A 23670-nucleotide genomic window follows, 5' to 3' on the forward strand; every position below is an offset into this window, starting at 1 on the left:
TAGTAGAACAAAATCCTAAGATATTGGCCCTGACCAAAGGTTTGAACTCTATAATAATGACTTATATTTCAATGTAGCTAATTAGGGCGAATCCATACTAGACCAAAAAGCATATTATGCCTTAGCTACTGACATTAAAAGTGATAAAGAAAAACTTTGCTTTTTAACACATACTCTTTGTGAATATTCTCCCAGTTAAAATGAATCTAGAATTATAAAGGCCTTAGACAAGGCATTCATTAAAGAGAACAGTTATTCTATTGTCGATATCAATAACGTAGGTTAAAACTTTTATAAACAAGCCATTAGGTGGAGGTTGAGCAAACTCTATTCGTCGTTACCTTTGTTTTTAAGGACGTTACATGGAGATAACCTAGAAGAGAATGCAGGCGCATATTCGCCTGAATAACTCTTAACAAAAAATATGCCTTAATTATAATTCGCTCCGATTTCCTGAAAAGAGCATCTTCAAGTGGATCGCGTATATCAATTTTCAAAACACAATTAAACAATTTATTTAGTACAATCAGGTGTTATAACAACGCGAAATTAACTTGTGTGAACAAGGAAAAAAATCGAATTGCAATTTCATTATTATTTCATTTAGATAAAACTGAAGTAGCTAAAATGTTATCGTTCCTTTGACCCCCTCTTAAAATGCATTAATGTGCTGTTTACACTCACTCATATTTTGACGATATTATTAGAAATAATGAAAATAAATTTAATAATAAACCCACAAAAAATATAAAATGAACAGGCCTTACTAACAACAATAAACAACATAATGGCCACCGCAGCGATGCTCCATTTGGCTGTACAGACATCAATGCTACTGCGTAAACTTCATCCGTTATACAAAATATTATCGTCTGTCCATTTTCAAACTTATTAACTTTATGGCACTTTAGCTTCTATTCTTAGTTGGAAAAGTAAAATGGTTACGCTGACGCCTTCAATGGTTCGGCGAAAAGTTCATCCGTTTTACCAACTTCTGCCGCCTGGCCATTTTCAAACTTAATGACTTTATCAGCAAGGTTAAAATATCTGTCGTCATGGGTGATTGCAATAACCGTTTTACCATTGCTTTTCATTTCAGCCAGTAATTCAGTGTAAAAATAATGTCTGAAGTAAGGGTCTTGATCAGCAGCCCATTCATCAAAAAGGTAAATAGGTGAATCTTCCATGTAGGCTAATAATAAAGCTAATCTTTTCTTTTGTCCCATAGATAGCTTAGTTGTTTTCAATACACCACCTGACACAGTAACTTTATCCGATAATCCAAGATTTTCTAAATGCTTAAGAATATCTTCATCAACCGCTAACTCCCCTTTTGAATCTAACACTTCACTAAATAAATAATAATCTGAGAAAATAGTGGTGAAATAATCACGATACCATTGACTATTTTCAGTGGTTAGCGCCTTGCCATCAACCTGTATTGAGCCTTTATCTGCGGTATACAAACTCGTAAATAATTTAGCAAATGTAGACTTACCACTTCCGTTACCACCAATAATAAATACCGTTTCACCTTGGTTAAAATTTAAATTTATAGGGCCAACAGAGAATTCATAAGCACCATCTTCACTTTCATACTTATATTCCAAATCTTTAACTTCAATCTTATTCCATTGTTTTTCGTTTCTTGGTTCATTAACTTGTGAACCATCCTCGTGGGTATACTCTGGTGCAAGGTTTAGGCTTTCAATTTTATTAAACGCTATTTTTCCTTTTGAAATAGGCATAAAGGTATTCATCAGAAAATTAATGGGTCCGACTAAATAAGTAATAATAAAGACATATCCAACAATATCGCCAATGCTTGCAGATTCAAACATACTCGCTGAAAAAGCGATAACACCTAAAGTTAAAAATAACATGGCTGATGTCCAGTTATTATTCAGACTCCAGTATAGTTGTGCTTTTAAATCCTGATTTTGAATTTCTTTTGTCGCTGGCATGGTTACGTTTTTATAAAAATAATTTTTACGACTCTGATTCAAGCTTAATTCCTTGCCGCCATCAACCAAAGCCTTAAAGTTTTCAAAAAGAACATCTTCACTCTCACGCAACTCTTTATATTTATCACCAACTTTATTAATAATAAACTGGGCAACCGTAATTGCAGCCGTTAAAAAAGACGCCAAAAGGAAAAAATGTCCTGGAGATAAATAAAATAAATAGAAGAAGCTCAGCACTACCATTGTTAAATGAAAGGTAAACATAGGCACCAAAGTCATCGCACTGGATATACTGCTAATATCATTAGTAATTGTCGCTTGAATACGATGCCCCCCAATGCGCTCTAGCTGCTCATAACTCGTTGCTAATACCCGGTTCACCATTGAATTTCTCAACTTACATACCATAGATGTACTCAATCGAGCGAGTAAATACTGTGATAGCAAACCAAAAAAAAGCAAACCCAACACACCTAGACCATAAATTTGCACACGTTCTAAAATACTCTGTGTAGTCTCAAGCGTGACTTCATTTCTTATTTGCAACATTAAAAAAACACCTGCAAATGCCGTTAGCGCACTAGCTAATGCTGAAAGCGCAATCAAACCTTTGTACTTCCCTAACATATTGTTAAACATTGTATAAATACTCCTAAAATGCTGACGAGGAACATTCTTCCCTCGCTTATACAGCTTTAATTTTTGATAGTTGACTATTGGTATATATCGAATTAGCCGATGTTATTATTATAAAAAGAAACGCTATAAAATGAATTCTTCTTCATCTTCTTCTAATTCAAAAGATTCCAATTGCGACTCAACCAACTTAGCAATATTTTCAATAGAAGGTTCGCTAAAGAAATTTTCCAACGTCATCTCTACATCATAGTGTTTTCTCACTCGTCCAACGACTTGGCTTGCAATAAGTGAATGACCACCTAAGTCAAAGAAACTATCTGTCATACTCACTTTTTCAAGTTGTAAAACCTCTTGCCATATTATCGCTAATTGCATCTCTACTTCTGTTCGTGGCGCAATAAATTCGTTGCTAACAATGTTAGCAGTTTTAAGCTCAGGCAATGCTTTACGGTCGACCTTACCATTAATATTCAATGGTAATTTGACCATTTCAATAAAATGATCAGGAAGCATGTAATGAGGCATTTGCTTTTTAAACCATGTTTTTAGTTCTGACCAATCTATACCTGGAGCAACAACGTAAGCAACTAATTTTTTATGCATCGGATTCTCACCAGAAACAACAACAATACAATCTTTTATTTGCGAATGCTCATTAAGAACCGCTTCTATTTCTCCTAATTCTATTCTGAATCCACGAATTTTCACCTGGTGGTCTGTTCGACCAACAAAATCAATATTGCCATCACCTTGAAATCTTGCCAAATCTCCACTTCGATACATTCTGGCGTTACTATCTTCAACAAAAGGATTGTTAACAAATACAGTAGCGTTCAAGTCATCACGGTTCAAATATCCTTTAGCCAGACCATCACCACCTAAATATAATTCACCGATAACGCCTACTGGTACAGGCTGTTGATGTTTATCAAGAATATAAGCCGTTGAATTAGCAATCGGACGACCTATCGGTATAGATCTCTGCTCGTTACTAACTTGATTAATTTTATAACCAACTGAAAATGTGGTGTTTTCTGTCGGCCCATAAAGATTTGATATATTGTGAAGCAGATCAGAACGCTGTAAAGATCTAACCGCTTCAGGGTCTACTACGTCACCACCGACCAAAACAGAGCATAAGGTTACAAACGCATCCGGCACCTCTTTCACTACTTGGGCAAACAGTGTTCCCGTAATAAATAGCGCACTAATTTCATTTTCTCGCAGTGCAGCCGCAAAGTTAACGGGAGATAATACTACATTCTTATCCATGCCAACCAGCTTACCACCATTTAACAACGCCCCCCATAATTCAAAGGTTACCGCATCAAAAGCAATATTTGACAATTGAGCGATACAACTATTTTCGTCAAGCTCAACATAATCTGTGTTCAAGACCAATCGGTTAACAGCCTGATGCGGAATAACAGCACCTTTAGGCTTGCCGGTGGTACCTGACGTATAAATGATATAAGCAGTGCTGGTGCCTTGTGCAGTCATGGTTAAATTATTTTCTGACGCAAGTGCTAACGCAGAGCTAATTGCCTTTAAACACACACAATTTACTGATAAACCTTCAAATACCGTTAAAGCCTCACCGTAACCTATGATGGTTTGAATATTTGCATCTTGCACAATATAGTTCAATCGTTCTTCAGGATAACTCAAATCGAGTGGCACATAAGCACGACCTGTTTTTATTATTGCCAACAGTGCCACAACCCAGTCAGCTCCTGCGCTTAAAGAAAGACCCACATGTTCACCAATGGTGTATTCCTGTTGTAATAACCAGTTGGCTAATTGATTGGCTTTTCTATTTAAAGCACTATAAGTCAGCGTGTCGTTACCAAATTTAACAGCAACATGTTCGGATCTTTGTACTGCTATTTGTTCAAATACGCTCGCCAGATTTTCCTCTGAAGGATAATCACTACTGGTTTCATTCCATTGATAAACCAGTTGTTCTTTTTCTTGGCTGGTGATCATTGGTAATGTTTCAATGTTTTGCTCAGGCGATGCAATGATAGATTGCAACAACACATCAAAATGACCAGCCATACGCTCAATTGTTTGATGATCAAAAAGATCACTATTGTATTCCCAACTGGTTTCCAATCCAGATTCACGCTCAATAACATTAAGGGTCAAATCAAATTTGGCCGTTGTATGCTCCTGTGGGAGCGTTGCTATGGTTAAATCTGGCAATTGTAACTGAGTTGATTCATTGTTTTGTAAAGCAAACATTATTTGGAAAACAGGACTATGGCTGGTACTGCGCTCTACATCCAAAGTTTCAACCAACATTTCAAAAGGTAAACTTTGATGTTCAAAAGCTTCTAATGCTGTCGTTTTCACTTGTGCCAATAAGTCGGTAAAGCTGGGTTCACCACTCAAATTATTTCTTAGTACCAGCGTATTTATAAAGAAACCAATCAATGGTTCTATTTCGCTTTGCGTTCTTCCTGCAATCGGTGTACCCATGACAATATCTGATTCATTACTGTAGCGACTAATTAATACTGAAAAGGCCGCTTGCAATGTCATAAACAAGGTGGTTTTCGCTTTACGACTCAATTCAACCAAACCATCACGACAACTTGCACTAATAGGATGATGATAAAGCTGTCCTTTAGAAGAAGGAGTAGCAGGGCGAACATTATCTAAAGGCAAACTATGCAGTTTTGGCAAATTCGCTAATTTATTGGCCCAATAATCCACATGATCTGTTCTGGCATCCAATGTTAGCCATGTGCGTTGTGCAAAAGCAAAGTCAGAATATTGAATGGCTAAAGGTAATAAAGGATATTCCGAACCTGTTACATAAGATTCATACAAGCTAGCAAACTCATTAAGCAGAATATTCATTGACCAGCCATCAGAAGCAATGTGATGCATATTAACCATTAATACATGACTATCTTGTGTCAGTTTAACAACCAATGCACGGATCATCAGATCAGCATCTAAAGCAAAAGTTTCTGTCGCATGCGCATTAATAACTTCATGCAAGGTAACCGATTTTTCACTTTCATCTAAATAATTCAACTCAATAATCTTCATGGTTAGCGGAGCGAATGATTGAACAATTTGTTCAAGTTCACCATCGTTATCCTGATATGTTGTCCGGAGTATTTCATGCCTTTTTATAATTTCATTAATCGCTTTATTAACATAATTCAGGTTTAACTGACCATCAAACCTAACGGCCATTGGCATGTTATAACTAGAGCCTGTACCTGACATTTGTTCGATAAACCACATACGCTGTTGCGAAAAAGACAAAGGTAAAGATTGAGACCTGTCTACTGGTTGAATCGTCAATGCTGACGACGCATTATCTTTATCGACAATCAGCATTTGCGCAGCAAGTTCTCTGATAGTTGGTGTACTGAATATTGTTTTTAGCGAAACATCCTGCGCCATTTCAGTTCTGATTGCAGATGCAAGACGTGAAGCCAGTAACGAGTGTCCTCCCAATTCAAAGAAATTTGCCGTTACACTAATAGTCCCTATATTTAATAATTCAGACCACACCTGATGCAGTTCCTGCTCTAACGTAGTCACAGGTGCTTCATAGCTTCCCTGAGAATTCTCAGCAAGATCTGGGGCTGGTAATGCGTGGCGATTAATTTTACCGTTTTGCGTCAATGGTAATGCAGGTAAATAAACAAACGCAGTTGGCACCATATACTCAGGTAATGCAGCTAATAACGCCTGTTTCAATGTTAACGTTAACTGCTGTTGCTGATAACTATCAGTGTTTGCTTCATTGCTTCCGGCTGGAAGAATAATATAAGCAACAATAAACTTGTTATCATTAGCTGTACTACGCACCACCACAACAGCATCCGCCACGTTTTCATGTTGGATAAGTTGATTTTGTATCTCACCTAATTCAATTCTGAAACCACGTACTTTTACTTGTTCATCTGTACGACCAAGATATTCCAATGCACCGTCTTTACTTAAGCGTACATAATCACCCGTTCTATACAAACGTCCTTCTGTTTCAGAAGTAATAAAGTCCTTAACAAAACGTTCATTCGTCATTTCCGGACGATTTAAATATCCACGTGCTAATCCGGCACCACCTACATAAAGTTCGCCCGGCATACCCATTGGTAATAATTGTTTTTCCGCATTACAAACATATAAACCTAAGTCTTCCAGTGCGACACCAATATCACTGATTGATGATTGACTATGCTCAGCATGTATGCGGCGATAAGTAACGTGTACTGTTGTTTCAGTAATACCATACATGTTGATCATTTCTGGCGAATTATCGGTAAAGCGTTCAAACCAGGGCAGCAATTTCATTGGCTCTAAAGCTTCACCACCAAAAACAACATAACGTAAACTAAACTGGCGTTCGCAAGGCACAATGTGCTCAAGTAAATTATAGAAAGCAGAAGGTGTTTGGTTTAACACGGTAATGCCCTCTTCTATCAGTAAATTAACAAACTGATCCGGAGAACGACTTATTTCCTGAGAAACGTTAACTAATCGGGCACCATGAATGAGTGCTCCCCATGTTTCCCAAACAGCAAAGTCAAAGGAAAATGAATGAAATAATGTCCAGGCATCTTCAGCATTGAAATTAAAATGCTTTTTGCTTGAAGTAAATAAACGCAATACATTTTGGTGTTCAATTAAAACGCCTTTTGGCTGTCCCGTTGAACCCGATGTATAAATAACATAAGCCAGATTTGATGCTAATACTGCAACCAAAGGGTTAACACTCGACTCTTGTTCAATTTCAGCTGCAAGTGTATCAGTACACAAGCAAATGGTTTCTTCAAATCCTATTTGTTCAACCAACCCGGCATCAGTAATAACAATGCTTAATTGCGCATCTTCTACCATGTAATGCAGTCGTTCTTTCGGGTAAGCCGGATCAAGAGGTACATATGCCCCACCGGCTTTAAGTACCGCCAGCATACCAATGATCATATCAGCAGAACGATTAAAACACAGACCAACTAAATCATCAGGGTTAACACCTTCAGCAATGAGTTTATGCGCTAATTGATTCGCTTGAGCATTAAGCTCACCGTAACTGGTTGTTATACCATCATAGCTAAGCGCTACTGACTGTGGATTAAGCTGTACTTGTTGTTCAAATTTCTGATGAATCGTTATTTCACCTTCATTTGTCTCAATAAAATCACGAGCAACTTTAGGCTGACCAGCCAATACCAGTACTTGCCGTGCTGTATCGTTCATCATTGGCAAACAAAGAATTGTTTCAGCTGAATCTTTTATTATGCTATCTAACAATACAGTGAAACATTTAGCCATTTGCTCTATTGATTCTTGTGCAAATAAATCTCGGTTGTATTCCCAATTAACGCTAAGTCCATCTGCTTGTTCACTCATTGTTAACGTAAGATCAAATTTAGCTAGCGTTCTTTCCTGCTTAACTCTGCTTAAACTGATGTCTTCCATATTCTCTAAAGGCTGTTCATTGTTTTGCAAAACAAACATTATTTGGAACAGCGGGGTATAACTCAGACTACGCTCTGGCTGCAAATTTTCTACCAACATTTCAAATGGAACATGCTGATGAGCAAATGCATCCAGTGAAACTTGTCTTGCTTGCGCTAATACAGCGTCAAAACTCGGGTTATTGTCTAAATCAAGGCGTAGCACTAAAGTATTAACAAAAAAGCCAATCAAGGATTCTACTTCAGCCTGAGTTCTGCCCGCAACAGGCGTCCCCATAACAATATCGGTTTCATTGCTATAGCGGCTTAATAGTACAGAAAATGCCGCTTGCAATGTCATAAACAACGTTGTACTGCTGCGTTTACTTAGTTCATTTAATCCGTTAGCACATGAACCACTGATGTTGTGATTATAAACAGCGCCATGATAAGTCTTTTCTGCAGGCCTTGAGTAATCTAACGGTAAATCATGTAAAGGGGGTAAACCGTTTAGTTTCTGCTCCCAATATGACAATTGTTGTTCAAGCACAGAGCCATTCAACCACTGACGCTGCCAATGAGCATAATCAGCATATTGAATATTCAAAGGCGTTAACGGATCAGTATCACCTGCTATATAAGCTTTATACAGCTGAGTAAACTCGCTGATTAATACACTCATTGACCAGCCATCTGAAGCAATATGATGCATATTAAACAAGATCACGTGTGAATTACTGTTTTCACGTACAAGTGTTACACGCAACATCAAGTCTGTAGACAAATCAAAAGAACGTAAAGCATGTTCATTAACCAACGCTTCCAAATTACTATCACTGGTCGGTAAATCGATTAAAGGTATTAACACTTCTTTAGGTTCAAGAATAACTTGGACCGCTTGTCCTTCCTGAGTTTTAAACACTGTTCTTAAGCTTTCATGGCGAGCAATGATGGTATCAAAAGCACGTTGTAGTGCGTCGATGTTTAAATTACCCTGAAAACGAATAGCCATTGGCATATTGTAATTTGCCGATGCTGTATCCATTTGGTCAATAAACCATAAACGTTGCTGAGCAAATGACAATGGCAAGTCTTCTGTTCTGGATACTGATTCTATCGCAGCCAAACCAGTAGTTTGAACATCTTCATTGCCTAGTTTTTCGTCTATTTCCTCGGCTAATGCCCGAATTGTAGATTTTTCAAATAGCATTTTTAACGGTAGTTCAACCGATAAGCTTTGGCGAATAGCCGAAACCAAACGCGTTGCCAATAACGAGTGTCCACCTAATTCAAAGAAGTTAGCGGTAACACTCACTTGCGTTAACTTAAGTATATCTGACCAAAGTGTGTGCAAACTTTTTTCAGTATTTGTAACTGGCGCTTCATAGTTTGCTGATATTGCGCTTGATATATCAATTGCCGGCAGGGCTGCACGATCAAGCTTACCATTACTTGTTAAAGGTAATGTATCCAAAATCACCACAAAAGTAGGAACCATATACTCAGGTAATCTATCTTGTAACCAGGCTTTTAACGTATCTCCACTTTCCTCTGACACCGCGTATGCTACCAATTGTTTATCGTGTGACGTTTCGCCTCGCACAACCAAAATACAATGATGAACGCTCTCATGCTCTTGCAGTACTGATTCTACCTCGCCTAATTCAATTCTAAATCCACGAATTTTTACTTGATGGTCAACACGGCCAAGATATTCAATATCACCGGAGGGTAAATATTGTGCTAAATCCCCTGTTCGATAAAGCTTAGCTGACGGCTCCTGACTAAATGGATGTTTAATAAATTTTTGCTGAGTTAATTCTTTCTGATTAAGATAACCCAGCGCTAAACCATCACCGCCAAGGTATAATTCACCTTTCACACCAACAGGAACAGGTTGTTGATTAATATCTAATATATAAGCAGTTGAGTTAGCAATAGGACGACCTATCGGTACGGATTTTTGATCCTTATCTACTTGTTTAATTTCATGACACACAGAAAAGGTAGTATTTTCTGTCGGTCCATATCCATTTAACAAACGCTTGGGTGGTGCAGACGCTAATAAAGCTCTGATAGCGTCAGGTTCTAATGCTTCGCCACCCACTATAACGGTCGATACAGTTGAAAATGCATCAGGCACTTCTTTCACTACCTGATTAAACAATGCTCCGGTAATGAATAACACGCTGATTTCCTTTTCTCGCAATGCGCCAGCCAAATCAACCGGTGATAAAATAATATCGTTGGCAATATCAACCAGCGTACCACCGTTTAACAATGCTCCCCATAACTCAAAAGTTACCGCGTCAAATGCCGTATTAGACAACTGTGCAAGATTATCTTGTGGCTGTAAATTAACATAATTTGTGTTCAAAACTAAACGCAGCACGCCTTTTTGCGGCACCATCACACCTTTAGGCTGACCTGTTGTGCCTGAAGTGTAGGTAATATAAGCCAAAGTATTGCTGGATATTATACACTCCAAATTATGGTTTGGTTGCAGCGCTAACGCTTGTTTTATCGCAGCAAGAAAAATAACGTTTTCTATCGCTGGTATCTGTTCAAGTTGTGCATCGTTGCCTATCACCCAACGTAGTTCAGCATCTTGGGCAATATAACGCAAACGTTCAGCCGGATAACTCGGATCTAGCGGCACATATGTCGCACCCAATTTAATGATTGCTAACACAGTAACAGCCCAATCAATACTTGAAGGTAATGCAACACCCACAAATTCACCTACATCAACACCTTCTGAGTGTAACCAGTGGGCTAACTGATTCGCTTGCTCATTTAATTCACTATAGCTTAACTTCGCCTCGTCATAATGCAATGCAGTAGCATCACCATCTTTTGCTACTTGCTGTTCAAAAATATTCGCTAAATTAGCATTCTCCGGATATTGTGTTGAGGTTTGATTCCACTCGTGAATACATTGTTCCCTCTCTTCTTTACTTAGCATAGACAAAGCACCCACAGACTCTTCAGCCTTGTTTAGCATATCGATAAAGATGTTACTAAGATGCCCCATCATTTGCTCAATCTTATCGGATGTAAATTGACCTGTTTGATAACAAAATTCAACCGACAATGTTTCTTGTGCAACGGCAATAAGTGCCAAGGGATAATTGGTACGATCGCTATTACCAATACGGGTAAAATCTAATGCACCTTCCTGAGTTCTAGTCGGGAAGTTTTCAAAAACTAACAAGCTATGGAACAAGGCGTGTTGATTAACAATTTCACTCCACTGCTGAACATCAGACAATGGTGAATATTCAAATTCTCGCATATTTAAATTGGTTTGCTGAATCTCCTGCAACCAATCTTTCAAACTCAAGTCAAAACCTAACGCTACCGGTACAGGCAAGGTATTGATAAATAATCCAAGTATTTGCTCAACACCGGCTAAATCTGCAGGTCGTCCTGATGTGGTAGAGCCAAACAATACTTTTTTCTGCCCGCTGTAAGCCCCAAGTAAAAGCGACCATGCAGCCTGAACTAAGGTATTCATAGTAACACGGCAACTTTTCGCCAACGTTTGTAATTGAGCTGTCACATCTACAGGCAAGGTTAAATGTTGCTTGTTATAACCAAAATCATTTTTATCGTTATGCATAGGCAATGCAGTTGGCTCATCAATACCAGCCAAAGAAGAACGCCAGAAGCTTTCTGCTTTAGACATGTCTTGATTTTGCAACCACTCAATGTAAGCAGAAAAAGGACGAGGTACACCTGGGTTCCAATCTTGACCACTGATTGATTTATTGTAGCAATCTAATAATTCTCCCATCAATATACCGGTACACCAGCCATCAAGTAATAAATGATGACGACTCCAGACCAAATAATAAGACGTTTCGCTAAGCTGAATAAGCGCTACACGCATAAGTGGAGCTTGTTGAAAATCAAAGCCACTTGCTCTGTCTTTCGTCAGGTATTCTTCCAGCTTTTCTTGCTGCTCTTCACTCGAATAAGTTTGCCAGTCTTCAATAGTGATCGGCATAACCGCTGATTTTTCTATCAATTGAACAGGTGCGTCGATGCCTTCCCAAATAAATCGCGTGCGCAATATATCATGACGTTCAATCAGTTTTTGCCAACAATTTTTAAAGTGTTCAATATCCAGTTCGCCTTCAACAATGCCGCTAAGTTGATTGAAATAAACACTTTCATCAGGAGATAATCGCTCGTGAAACAGAATACCTTCCTGCATTGGCGATAAAGGATAAGCATCTTTAGTTAAGCGCCACTGTGGAACACTTTGAATTGTGTCTATTTGCGATTGTGTGATGTTAAGTAATGGGTAATCTGAAGGTGATACTCCGCCACTTAGAGGTTCTTGGCAATGTAACACAATAGATTTTAAGGCCTGAATATAATCACTCCCTAACTTTTCAATAGTAGCACTATCAAAATAAGCGTTTGAATAGCTCCATGTAATTTGAAATTTACCATTAAAAACCGCACCGCCAACATCAATTAAACTATGACGTTTACCGTTTAGATCCTGATTTGGAGCTTTCTCTTCTGTCGCAGAACTCAACCAGCTTTTTGATGCATCCAAATTATCAAATTGTCCCAGATAATTAAATGTAATTTCAGGGTTAACCACTAAAGAGGCACGCACTTCATCATCAGAATGAAGATATCGTAATGCCCCGTAACCAATACCGTTGTTAGGAATACTTCTCAGGTGTTCTTTAATTGATAATATCGATTGACGCATATCATTTGAACACGCAGGTAGTGCCACTGGAAATAAATTAGTAAACCAGCCCACTGTTCGACTCACGTCAAAAGAATCATTTACTAATTCCCGGCCATGTCCTTCCAAACTGATTAAACATGTTTCAGAATCCATCCAATTACATAAAGTCTGCGACAATGCGGTTAATAAAATATCATTAATACGGGTACGATACACTTCAGGAATTTTTTTCAACAATGCTGTAGTGTCAGCAATATCTAACTCAAATGACAACCTTTCTGTCGAATCTACGGTATTGCTGCCATTTTCAAAATCCTGTGGAATTGGTGCATAAGAGTTGTTTGCAATGGCTTTCCAATAACCCAGCTGTTGTACAACTTTGGATGACATAGCGTATTCAGCTAAACCATGACTCCAATCTAAAACCGAAGTACTTTTTGCCTGTAACTCTATTGTTTGACCAGATTTAGCTTGATTGTAAAAACTAAATAAATCATCCAATAAAATTCTCCACGAAACACCATCGATAACCAAATGATGACAAGTGATAAACAAACGTTCACCGTGCTTTTCACCTAAATTGATATAAGCAACACGCCAGATAGGACCATTTTCAATCGATAAACTGGTTTGTATTTCATCTGTAGTTTGCTTGATTAATGCTGCTACATCGCCACCAGATGCTACAGCTTCTTCTAATGAGATAGTTTGCAGTACATCAAAAGTTTGTACTTGGATCTCTTGTTGCCATTTATCCTGTACAGAAGAGAACTTGCTGCGTAAACTATCATGTTGATGTTGAATAGCGTCTAATGCACTTTTTAACACATCCAGATCAATAGATTCATTCAACTTGAACAGCTGAGATTGGTTCCACTGATTCATATTTCCGTGTTCAAGGCCAAAGAACCAATGCTGGATCGGAGTAATACTTGCGTGCCCGACAACAGGGGCTAATTGATCAATTATTTTTGAAACACTTGTCACAGTAACCACTTGACTCATGGCCAAGATTGTCTGAGTTTCAAAAAGTTGCTTAGGTGTGATCTCCAGACCAACGTCCTTTAATCGAGAAACAATCTGCAAACTAACAATTGAATCACCACCCAGCTCGAAAAAGTTATCGTGAATACCCACCTGAGTTACATTCAGTGTGTTTTTCCAAACCTGAGCGATCTTTCTCTGTAATTCATTTTGCGGCTCACCGTCTTCATGGTGAACAATTACATCCATTGGATTTGGCAATGCTTTTACATCAACCTTACCATTAATGGTTAATGGTAAGGCATCTAAACTCAAGATTAATGATGGCACCATATAGTCGGGTAAAAAGCTACTGGCATGTGCTTTTAACGAATCAGGTTCAACATCACCTACAATATAAGCAACCAGCTGTTTGCTGTCAGTTGAGTTTTCTTTAACAACCACAACAACTTGTTTTACTTTTTCATGTTCAAGTAAGCAAGCTTCAATCTCGCCTAACTCAATTCTAAAACCACGAATTTTTACTTGTTGATCAATTCGCCCCAAGTATTCTAAATCACCATCAACGTTATATTTCGCCAAATCACCACTGCGGTAAAGTTTACTGCTAGTGGTAAGGGAATGATCAATAAAACGTTCTTTAGTAAGTTCTTCTTTACCCAAATACCCTTTGGCTACTCCAGTTCCACCCACATACAATTCACCGCAAACACCTGCAGGAAGTACATTTTTATATTCATCAAGTACGTAAACATTCAAATCAGGCAAGGCTTTACCAATATTACTGACAGATACAAGCAAGTCACTTTCACTTAAACATTTATAAGTTACATGAACCGTTGTCTCTGTAATGCCATACATGTTGATTAATTGGATGTCATCAAGGGCATGACGCTCAGTCCAGGATTTAAGTATGCTGCTTTCCAGCGCTTCACCACCAAAAATTACGTAACGTAACGCTAGTTCATTATGTTTTGCATGATTCTCATCAACGTTATTCAATAACTTAAAGGCAGATGGTGTTTGGTTTAATACCGTTACTTTATACTTTAACAATAAATCATAAAAGCTATCAGACGAACGACTGATCCAATAAGGAACTACAACTAAGTGACCACCATGAAGCAAGGCTCCCCATATTTCCCATACTGAAAAATCAAAGGCATATGAGTGGAATAACGTCCAAACATCTTTGTCTGTGAAGTTGAACAGTGGCTGAGATGTTGAAAATAGTCGTGATACGTTATTATGACTAACCACTACGCCTTTAGGTTGACCTGTCGTACCTGAAGTATAAATAACATAAGCACTCGCATTAGGTTTAAGTGACAAATTCAAATTGTTAGCATCAAATGCTGCCAATTCTGCATCAAGTTCATTCAAATAAATCAATTCATCTGTTTCAGAAAACGGTAGGTTTACTTGTGATTCTGTCAGTACGAACTTAACCTTTGCATCATCAAATATATAACTGATACGGTCTTGTGGTGCTGTCGATTCAACAGGAACATAAACTGCACCCGCTTTCAAAATGGCAATAATTGCTAAAATAGTTAAGTGACTGCGCTCCATACAGATACCGACAAAATCCCCCTCACTAACGCCCTTATCACGCAATAAATTGGCTAACTGGTTGGCTTGTGCGTTTAGCTCTGCATAAGTTAAGTGTACGTCATCAAATGAAACCGCTGTTTTTGTAGCAAACTGTGCTGCTTTTGCTTCAAATGTTTGATGAATTAATTCGGCTCTCAGTTCAGTGTTGCAATCAGAAGTAGCGCATTCAGAAGTAGTGAGTGTTTTTAAATAAGCACTCTCTACAACTGGAGTCATTAACGATAGTTGACTAACTTTACCTTGCTCACCACTATTAACCATGTTGTGCAATAATGCGGTAAAGTGAGCAAGCATGTCGGCAACAACAGCTTGTTCAAATTTGTCCTGCTCATAAATAAGCTCAAATCGGCATTCTTCATCAGGAATAACCATCAAGGTCAAAGGAAAGCCCGTGCCGCCACCTGAAGTTTGATCACCGTTATAAATTGTGATCCCTACTTTATCCTGTAGTTCTTGATTACCTTTACCAATAGGATAGTTTTCAAATACAACGATACTGTCGAACAATGATGCATTTGGTGCAACTTGACTCCAAGACTTAATTTCTTTCAATGGCGTATATTCAAATTCTCGCACTGCTAAATTGGTTGTTTGAATTTGCTTGGTTAACTCAGCAATATTGGCATTACCTTCAATCACCTGGCGAATAGGCAAAGTATTGATGAATAAACCCAGCATGCTATCTGAATCTTCCAACTCTACCGGACGACCTGCCGCTGTAGCACCAAAAACAACATCTTTTTGTCCACTGTATTTTGACAACAAAATTGTCCAGGCAGATTGAATTATAGTATTTAGCGTTACATTACACGCTTGTGCTAACTGGTTTACTGCAGTCGTTAGAATTGGATCCAATGTTTCTACAATGCGACCGTTACCCGTTATTCCCGTTTTGTTTTTAGCTATAGGAAGCGCTGTTGCTCCTTCAACACCAGCTAATTGATTGCTCCAGAAAGATTTAGCAGATGCTTCGTCCTGTTGTGCTAACCAGGCAATATAGTTACGGTAACTTGCCGGCTTTGCTAAAACTAAAGCCTGACCTTCAATACGAGCCTGATAATCTGCTAATATTTCGCTAATGAAAGATGATAAACACCAACCATCCAATAACAAATGATGATAGCTCCATACAACAAGCGCTTCACGTTCAGAACGATGAATAATATTGACGCGAAGTAATGGTGCATTGTCTAACTCGAAATGATGGTTACGATCTTCTTCTAATAAATTTTCAATCGCTTTATTTTGTGCTGTCTTATCCATTTCCTGCCAGTTATGCACTATTAACGGCAAAGTTAACTGGGCTGCAACCACTTGATGTGGAATAGCTACATCTCCCCACAAAAAAGACGTTCGTAAAATATCATGGCGATTAATTGCTGCTTCAAACGCTTTACTGAAAGCATCGATATCAATACCCTGACTAAAGTTGCCAATCACCTGATTAAAATATAATCCCTCTTCAGGCGCCGCCAAACAATGATACAACATCCCCTGTTGAACTGGAGATGCAGGATAGACATCGGCTACTTTAGGATCTTGACGTAACTCTTCAAGTTTTTCAGCGGTCATTTCAGCCAGTTCAAAAGGAGCAACGTCAAAAGAAACTCCGGCCTGCGGACGCACATCATCTTGTTGATGACTAACAATTGCACGTGACAATACCGCAATAGATTGATATTCCAATAATTGTGAGGGGGTAAACACAATATTATTTTGTCTTGCACACGCTATAATTTGCAACGCTTTTATAGAATCGCCACCTAACTTCAAAAATAAATCGTGACGAGTAATAGCATCGTTATTCAACACTTCGCGAGCAATCGCTAATAACGCTTGTTCAGTAGATGAATATGGTGTTTCAATTAAGTCAGCTACCTGACTAATCGTCAACACATTGAAAAGTTGTTGTGGGGTAAACACCAAATTAATTTTACGCGCCTGTGCAATAATTTGTAATGCTTTAATCGAATCACCGCCCATTTGATAGAAATTGGCGTTCACAGAAACTTTTTCTAAACCTAATACTGATTGCCAGATAGAAACAAGCGCTTCTTCAACTTCATCTCTCGGCGCTTGAAGTTTATCAGTTGATTTATGCGCAGAAGGTTCTGGCAAGGCTTTATGATCAACTTTACCATTTGCCGTTAATGGTAATTTATCAAGCACTTCAATCAGGCTAGGAACCATATATTGTGGTAATTTAAGACTAAGCTGGTCAATAACAGTTGAAGCTATGTCTTGCGGTCCAACGATGTAAGCAGCTAATACTAGTTCTGACGTAACAGGATGTTCAACCGGAAGTACACAAACGTCCACCACATCTGCCAGATTGCTGATGATTGTTGCAATTTCACCCGGCTCTACCCGATAACCTCTAATTTTTACTTGTTCGTCCATACGACCAACAAATTCAATATTGCCATCAATTAATTGACGAACGCGATCACCGGTACGGTAAATTTTACCACTTGTTTGAGTATTTAATCGGCTATGGCTAAACGGGTCATTCAAAAAACTGACCTCAGTTAATTCATCACGATTAAAGTAACCCAAAGATACCCCTTCACCACCAATGTATAATTCACCGGCAACACCTTGAGGCACTAATTTTAAATCATTGTCTAAGATATATACGTAGCTGTTTGCTAATGGCTTGCCAATAGGAACAGAGCGGCTTCCATCTAGTGCAGCACCTTTAGAAACGTCATAACTCAGTGCCCCAATGGTACTTTCTGTCGGCCCATAATGGTTGATGATTCTGCAGTCAGGGTTAAGTTCGAGCACTTTGCTCACTAAACCCGGCATTAAGCGCTCGCCACCAAGTAACAAACATTCGGTTGGTAAAATACCTGCCGGATCAGATAATGTCAGCAACCCTTCTAAATGAGAAGGCGTGATCTTCATACAAGTCACAGGTTCCTGCTGCAATGCATCAGCCAATTGATTGGCATCCAAGTTAAATTCAACAGGGAAAAAACGGAAGCAACGACCACTGCATAATGCACCAAACAATGCGGTATAACCTAAATCTGCCGCCATGGTAGACATCGCCAGCATTTGAGCATTTTCTGGTAGTTTCAATTCCAGATGAATACTTTGCAAATAACTCAGTAAATTTCTGTGACTAACTTCAACACCTTTAGGTACACCTGTTGAGCCTGACGTATACAAAATATAGGCAGCTTGATTACTATCAACTTCAATATTAGGGTTATTCGCATCATCACTCAAAGTTGTTAATGCTAAATTAATGCTGGTGATATTTGATCCGAAATTGTAATCACTCTGGCTGATCACTAATTCACATTTTGCTTCCTGAACGATGCTTTCAATTCTTTCAATCGGCCATTCATTATCTACTGGAATAAATGTCGCGCCTGCTTTAAGACAAGCAAACATCGACAGTGGATAGTACTCATTTCTAGGCAATAAAATAGCAACTTTTGACTGAGGTTTTATTCCCTGTTCGATTAAAGTATTCGCCAGACAATTGGCCTTTGCATTAAATTCTGCATACGTAAGGCGAATTTTATTAAAAACAATCGCATCTTGTTCACCAAATGCATTTACCTGTTTTTCAAAAACCTGTGCAACAGTCTTTGAAGCTTCAACATTTGTTAACTCTGTTTGCATTGCTTGAGGTTGCTCACGTTGCATTAGCTCAAGCGCTGTATTAACTTCTTTTTCCGTGAACAATTCTTCAATATCAGCTAGCGCAACCTCAGGGTTATTTGAAAGAACATCCAGAGTTTGTTTAAAACCATTAACAATTCGATTGATAGTTTCAGAACGAAACAGTGAAGTATTATATTCAAGCGATCCCTGAAGACCATTCTCCCCTTCTTCTAAAATAAGTAATAAATCAAATTTTGCTGTACTGAAATCTTGCATTAACGGCGTTACCTGAACACCTTCAACGTCAATGCTATTCATCGGCTGATTACGCATCACCATACGTACTTGATACAAAGGTGCTTTTGCTGTACTTCCTGCACTTTTATCTTTATTAACTAAGTTAGAAACTTGATCAAATGGCACGTCTTGATTTTCATAAGCTGCCAACGTTGTTTCTTTAATCTGTTGTAAAAATTGGCTAAAACTTAACGAGCTGTCTACTTTTCCACGCAATACCAATGTATTAACAAAAAATCCAATTAATGACTCAAATTCACTTTCAGTACGGTTAGCGATTGGTGAGCCTATCGTAATATCTGATTGACCGGTAAAACGACTCAGCACTAATTGAAAAGCAGCCAAAGTAGTCATAAATAATGAAGCGCCTTCTTTTAAACACAACGACTTAACGCGTTGGTCTACTTCGCTATCAAACTGAAAATGCTCTCGTGCACCGTTAAAAGTTGGCATTGACGGACGAGGAAAATCCAACGGTAAATCCAGTGTTGGTGATAAGTCAGCAAGCTGTTGTTGCCAATAATCTAATTGTTGTAAAATTGAATCGTCATTCGCCTGACTTAATTGCCACATTGTATAGTCGCCGTATTGCATCGGTAAAGGCGCTATATTGTCTAAATTAAGACCCGCAGTATAATGTTGATAAAATTGTACAAATTCACGAATGATTATGTCGAATGACCAGCCATCGGTAACAATATGGTGAACATTAAGCACCAAAACATGACGTTCAGGAGAGATTACAAATAAACTCGCTTCTATCAGTGGATCATTTGCTAAATCAAACTTACGTTGTCCAATTTTGGCTATCGCTTGCTTGATTGTTTCATCAAGTTGCTCAGCGTCTGTTTGCTCTAGTGAAGTAACGGTAAATGGTAATTCCATAGACGCGTGTATTAGTTGCACTACCTCGTCATTTTGTTCAACCATATTGGTCCGCAATACTTCATGACGGTCAACAATGGCTTGTAAACTTTTTTGCAACGCTTCGCTGTCTAAGGCCCCTTTTAATTCTACCGGGCTACAAATATTGTAAGCACTGGCACCACCACTTAACTGTGTAGTCACCCATAAACTTTTTTGAGCATAAGACAAAGGCAACGGCGAAAGTCTGCTCGGGATCTCCAGCTTATGGCTGGTATTTGTAGTTTGTTTTATTAATTGACTTAGTGCATTAATGGTTGGGTTAGCAAAGAAGTCGCGTACTTCTAATTTGAAATTAAGTTCTTTGCGTACTCGTGTAACAACTCGGGTTGCTAGTAATGAATGCCCACCCACTTCGAAAAAATCATCATTGATACCGATTATTTCAACATTTAAAATATCCTGCCAAATCGTCGCTAAAAGTTTCTCTGTTTCACTACTTGGAGCTACATAAATCGTTTTATTATTACTTTTCGTCCAATCAGGCTCTGGTAACGCTTTCTTGTCCACTTTACCGTTTTTGTTCAGGGGAAGTTGACCTAGAATAATCCACTGTGACGGGATCATCGTATCAGGTATTAATGCTTTTAGGGCGTCACACAACGATGCTAATTGATCATCTTTTAAAGTGGGTGCAACAACATAAGCAGCTAATTGTTTATCATCATCTGATATTGTAAATGCTTTAACCGTAACCGCGGTTACTGACTCACTTTTTAAAATAGCACGTTCAATTTCACCCACTTCAATACGGTGACCACGGACCTTTATTTGATCATCTGTACGGCCTAAATATTCGATACTGCCATCAGCTAAAAAGCGTACTCTATCTCCTGTCGCATAAAGACGTTTAGCCGTGATAGCTTCACAAACAGGACTGATGAACTTTTCATTTGTCAGTGCTTTTTGATCCCAGTAGCCGATAGCCAATCCTGCTCCACCAACATAAAGCTCACCCGCTAATCCGATAGCAAGTGGTTGCTGATGCTGATCTAATACATAAATTTCACTGTTCGCCATTGGGCGACCTATAACCACAGGTCCTGTTGCAGGAGTATTTTCAAATGCTACTTCAAAGCTAAGTACACCCACTGTGGTTTCAGAAGGACCATAATGGTTAATAATTCTAAGCGAAGGAGCAAGCGCACGAACTCGTTGTACCAGCGAATAATCTAAGGCTTCACCACCGAAGACTAATAGTTTTTTAGGTAATAAATTCAATGCCGATTCAGAACTTAATAAAGCACTTAAATGAGACGGTACAATTTTAAGACAATCTATCGGGCTTTCTTCAAGGTAAGCAGCTAATAATTCCGCATCAAGATTCATTTCTTCAGGCAGTAAACTTAATGTTCTGCCTGTACATATTGCACCAAATATGGCGGTATGCCCTAAGTCAGCAGCTATAGTTGATAAAGCAGCCAGGGTGTCGTCAGCCGCTAATGCTAATCTTTGCTCAACACCATTAACATAATTTGTTAAAGAGGCGTGAGATATCACTACCCCTTTAGGATTACCTGTAGAACCTGAGGTATAAATTAAGTAAGCGGCACTATCGCCTGTAACCGATGATTTTACGTTTTGGGTATCACATCCCTCAATTGAAGACCACTCACTGTCTAAGCTAATATTTTTAATAGAATCCGACGTAAAAATTGCCGTCTGACCTTCAACGACATTAGCTTCAACAACATTAGCTTGTGTAAGAATAAATGATACTTGTGCATCACTGATCATATGTTCAATACGTACTTGTGGAAATTCAGGATCAACGGGAACATAAGCTGCACCTGTTTTCAGCACACCTAATATGCCAACAAGAAATAATTCTGAACGACGTAACAATAATCCAACCCGTGCATTTTCACCAATGCCCTCGGCAATCAAATAATTAGCGACTTGGTTAGCTCGGGCATTAAGTTCGCCATAAGTTAAAGTAAGCTCCTTATTACGTACAGCAATAGCCTCTGGTGAATTGGCGGCATAATATTCCACCATTTCATGGATCAAGCTGTTGTTGGAGCTATTATTGAAATTATTGCTAAAATTAGCGCTAAAATCTTGTTTTTCACCTTGAAAACCACCCGTCAATAATAATGATTTTTCTTCCTGGCTAAGGAAATTAATTGATTTTAACGGTGCTTGCTTATTCGTTAATGCTTGCTCAATAAATGCCTCAAACTGCTTTGCAACACGCTCAGCTTTTACTGTCGACAACAAAGCTTCATTAAAAGCAAGTTCAAGTTGATACGCGTCGTTATGAATATAACCCGTTAACTGAATATCAAACCTTTCGTTGTTTACAGCCCACGAATTAACCGCAAAACCACAAGGTGATTCGATGAAGTCGCATTCTTGAATATTACAACCAAGCGAGTAATAAGACTGTTCAGCCACTTCCTGATGACTTGAATAATAATGTAACCAGTTTTGCATTTCTGCTACGTCTGATTGCATTTTTTTGCTAAACGTTTCAATAGAATCTTCGTCTGTTATCGTCGTTTGTAACGGCAAATAATTAGCTAAACCACCACATACATCCATCAACTCATCATAGGTTCTTGAAGAAAAAAGTGTGCCGATTCTTGTGTTGGAGACATCATTTTGAATAGACCAATAAGCAGCCCAGCAGCTTAACAACAATTGAGAAGCTGGGATCTGATGATTGTCAGCTAAATGCTTGATATTAATTTTTGTTTTGCCGCTAAGCGTTAATGGTAATGCTTTAGGTGACCAGCTATCACCTTGGTCTTGAGGTTCTTTTAATAAATGAATTTTCTGCTCTGCAACAACGTTTCTATCATTCCAGAATTTTTTACCCTCTACAGCTTCTTCTGTTTCCATCCCTTCATGAAGCCACTCGGCTACATCAGCGTACTGAAAAGGGTCTTCTGTTGTTTCCAATTTATAATAATAAGCTAAACATTCATTCCAGATATTGATCAATGTTTGTCCATCACCGTAAATTGACGGTATTCTTAACAAAATCTGCGTAAGATCTTCGCCCTGTTCGAGCAATGTAACTTCCAGCGGAGATTTTTGACTTTGGCTATTACAATCAAATTCACTTTCTATCAGTGTTTTCAACTGTTCTTCTGAACAAGACTTTGACTCAATTGACAGGCGTTCTATTTTTATTTCAACTGCGTCTTCTATATATTGCAACGGTATTATATGACCATCAGGACAACGTACTGAGGTACGTAGTAGTTCATGTTTATCGACAACATTTTTAATTGCAGAAATCAATAAGTCAGATGTTATGGCTGACGTTAATTCAAGTAATAAGTGACAATTAAATGCATCATCTAAATTACTACTTAGTGTCCATACTCGTGTCTGATAAGGGGAAACTCGAAATCCGTCTTTAATTATATTGTTCATTATTTCGCTACCAATTCAATCCGTCATTAATAAATTATCTCGTTTTTATAAAATAGGTCTCAAAAACGAAACTAAAAGAAATTCTTATTTTTTAATTATTTATTAG

At 38.4% G+C, this 23670-nt stretch carries 2 protein-coding genes; both read right to left on the minus strand.

Annotation, left to right across the window (positions count from 1 at the left end; translation table 11 throughout):
* Nucleotides 1-941: 941 nt before the first annotated feature.
* Nucleotides 942-2603, minus strand: a complete 1662-nt coding sequence (locus tag H4J73_RS06140; protein WP_182223792.1) for a cyclic peptide export ABC transporter — start codon at nt 2601-2603, stop codon at nt 942-944.
* Nucleotides 2604-2726: 123 nt separating this feature from the next.
* The gene (locus H4J73_RS06145; RefSeq protein WP_182223793.1) at nt 2727-23564 is read right to left on the minus strand and encodes a non-ribosomal peptide synthase/polyketide synthase; all 20838 of its coding nucleotides are present in this window, start codon (nt 23562-23564) and stop codon (nt 2727-2729) included.
* Nucleotides 23565-23670 lie beyond the last annotated feature (106 nt).

Origin of the sequence: Colwellia sp. MB3u-41 (genome assembly GCF_014076845.1) — a bacterium.
GTDB lineage: Bacteria > Pseudomonadota > Gammaproteobacteria > Enterobacterales > Alteromonadaceae > Colwellia_A.

What these genes read in the sequence shown, in the direction of transcription:
- H4J73_RS06140 (WP_182223792.1), bottom strand. Translation starts at nt 2,603, where the DNA reads ATGTTTAACAATATGTTAGGGAAGTACAAAGGTTTGATTGCGCTTTCA.
- H4J73_RS06145 (WP_182223793.1), bottom strand. Translation starts at nt 23,564, where the DNA reads ATGAACAATATAATTAAAGACGGATTTCGAGTTTCCCCTTATCAGACA.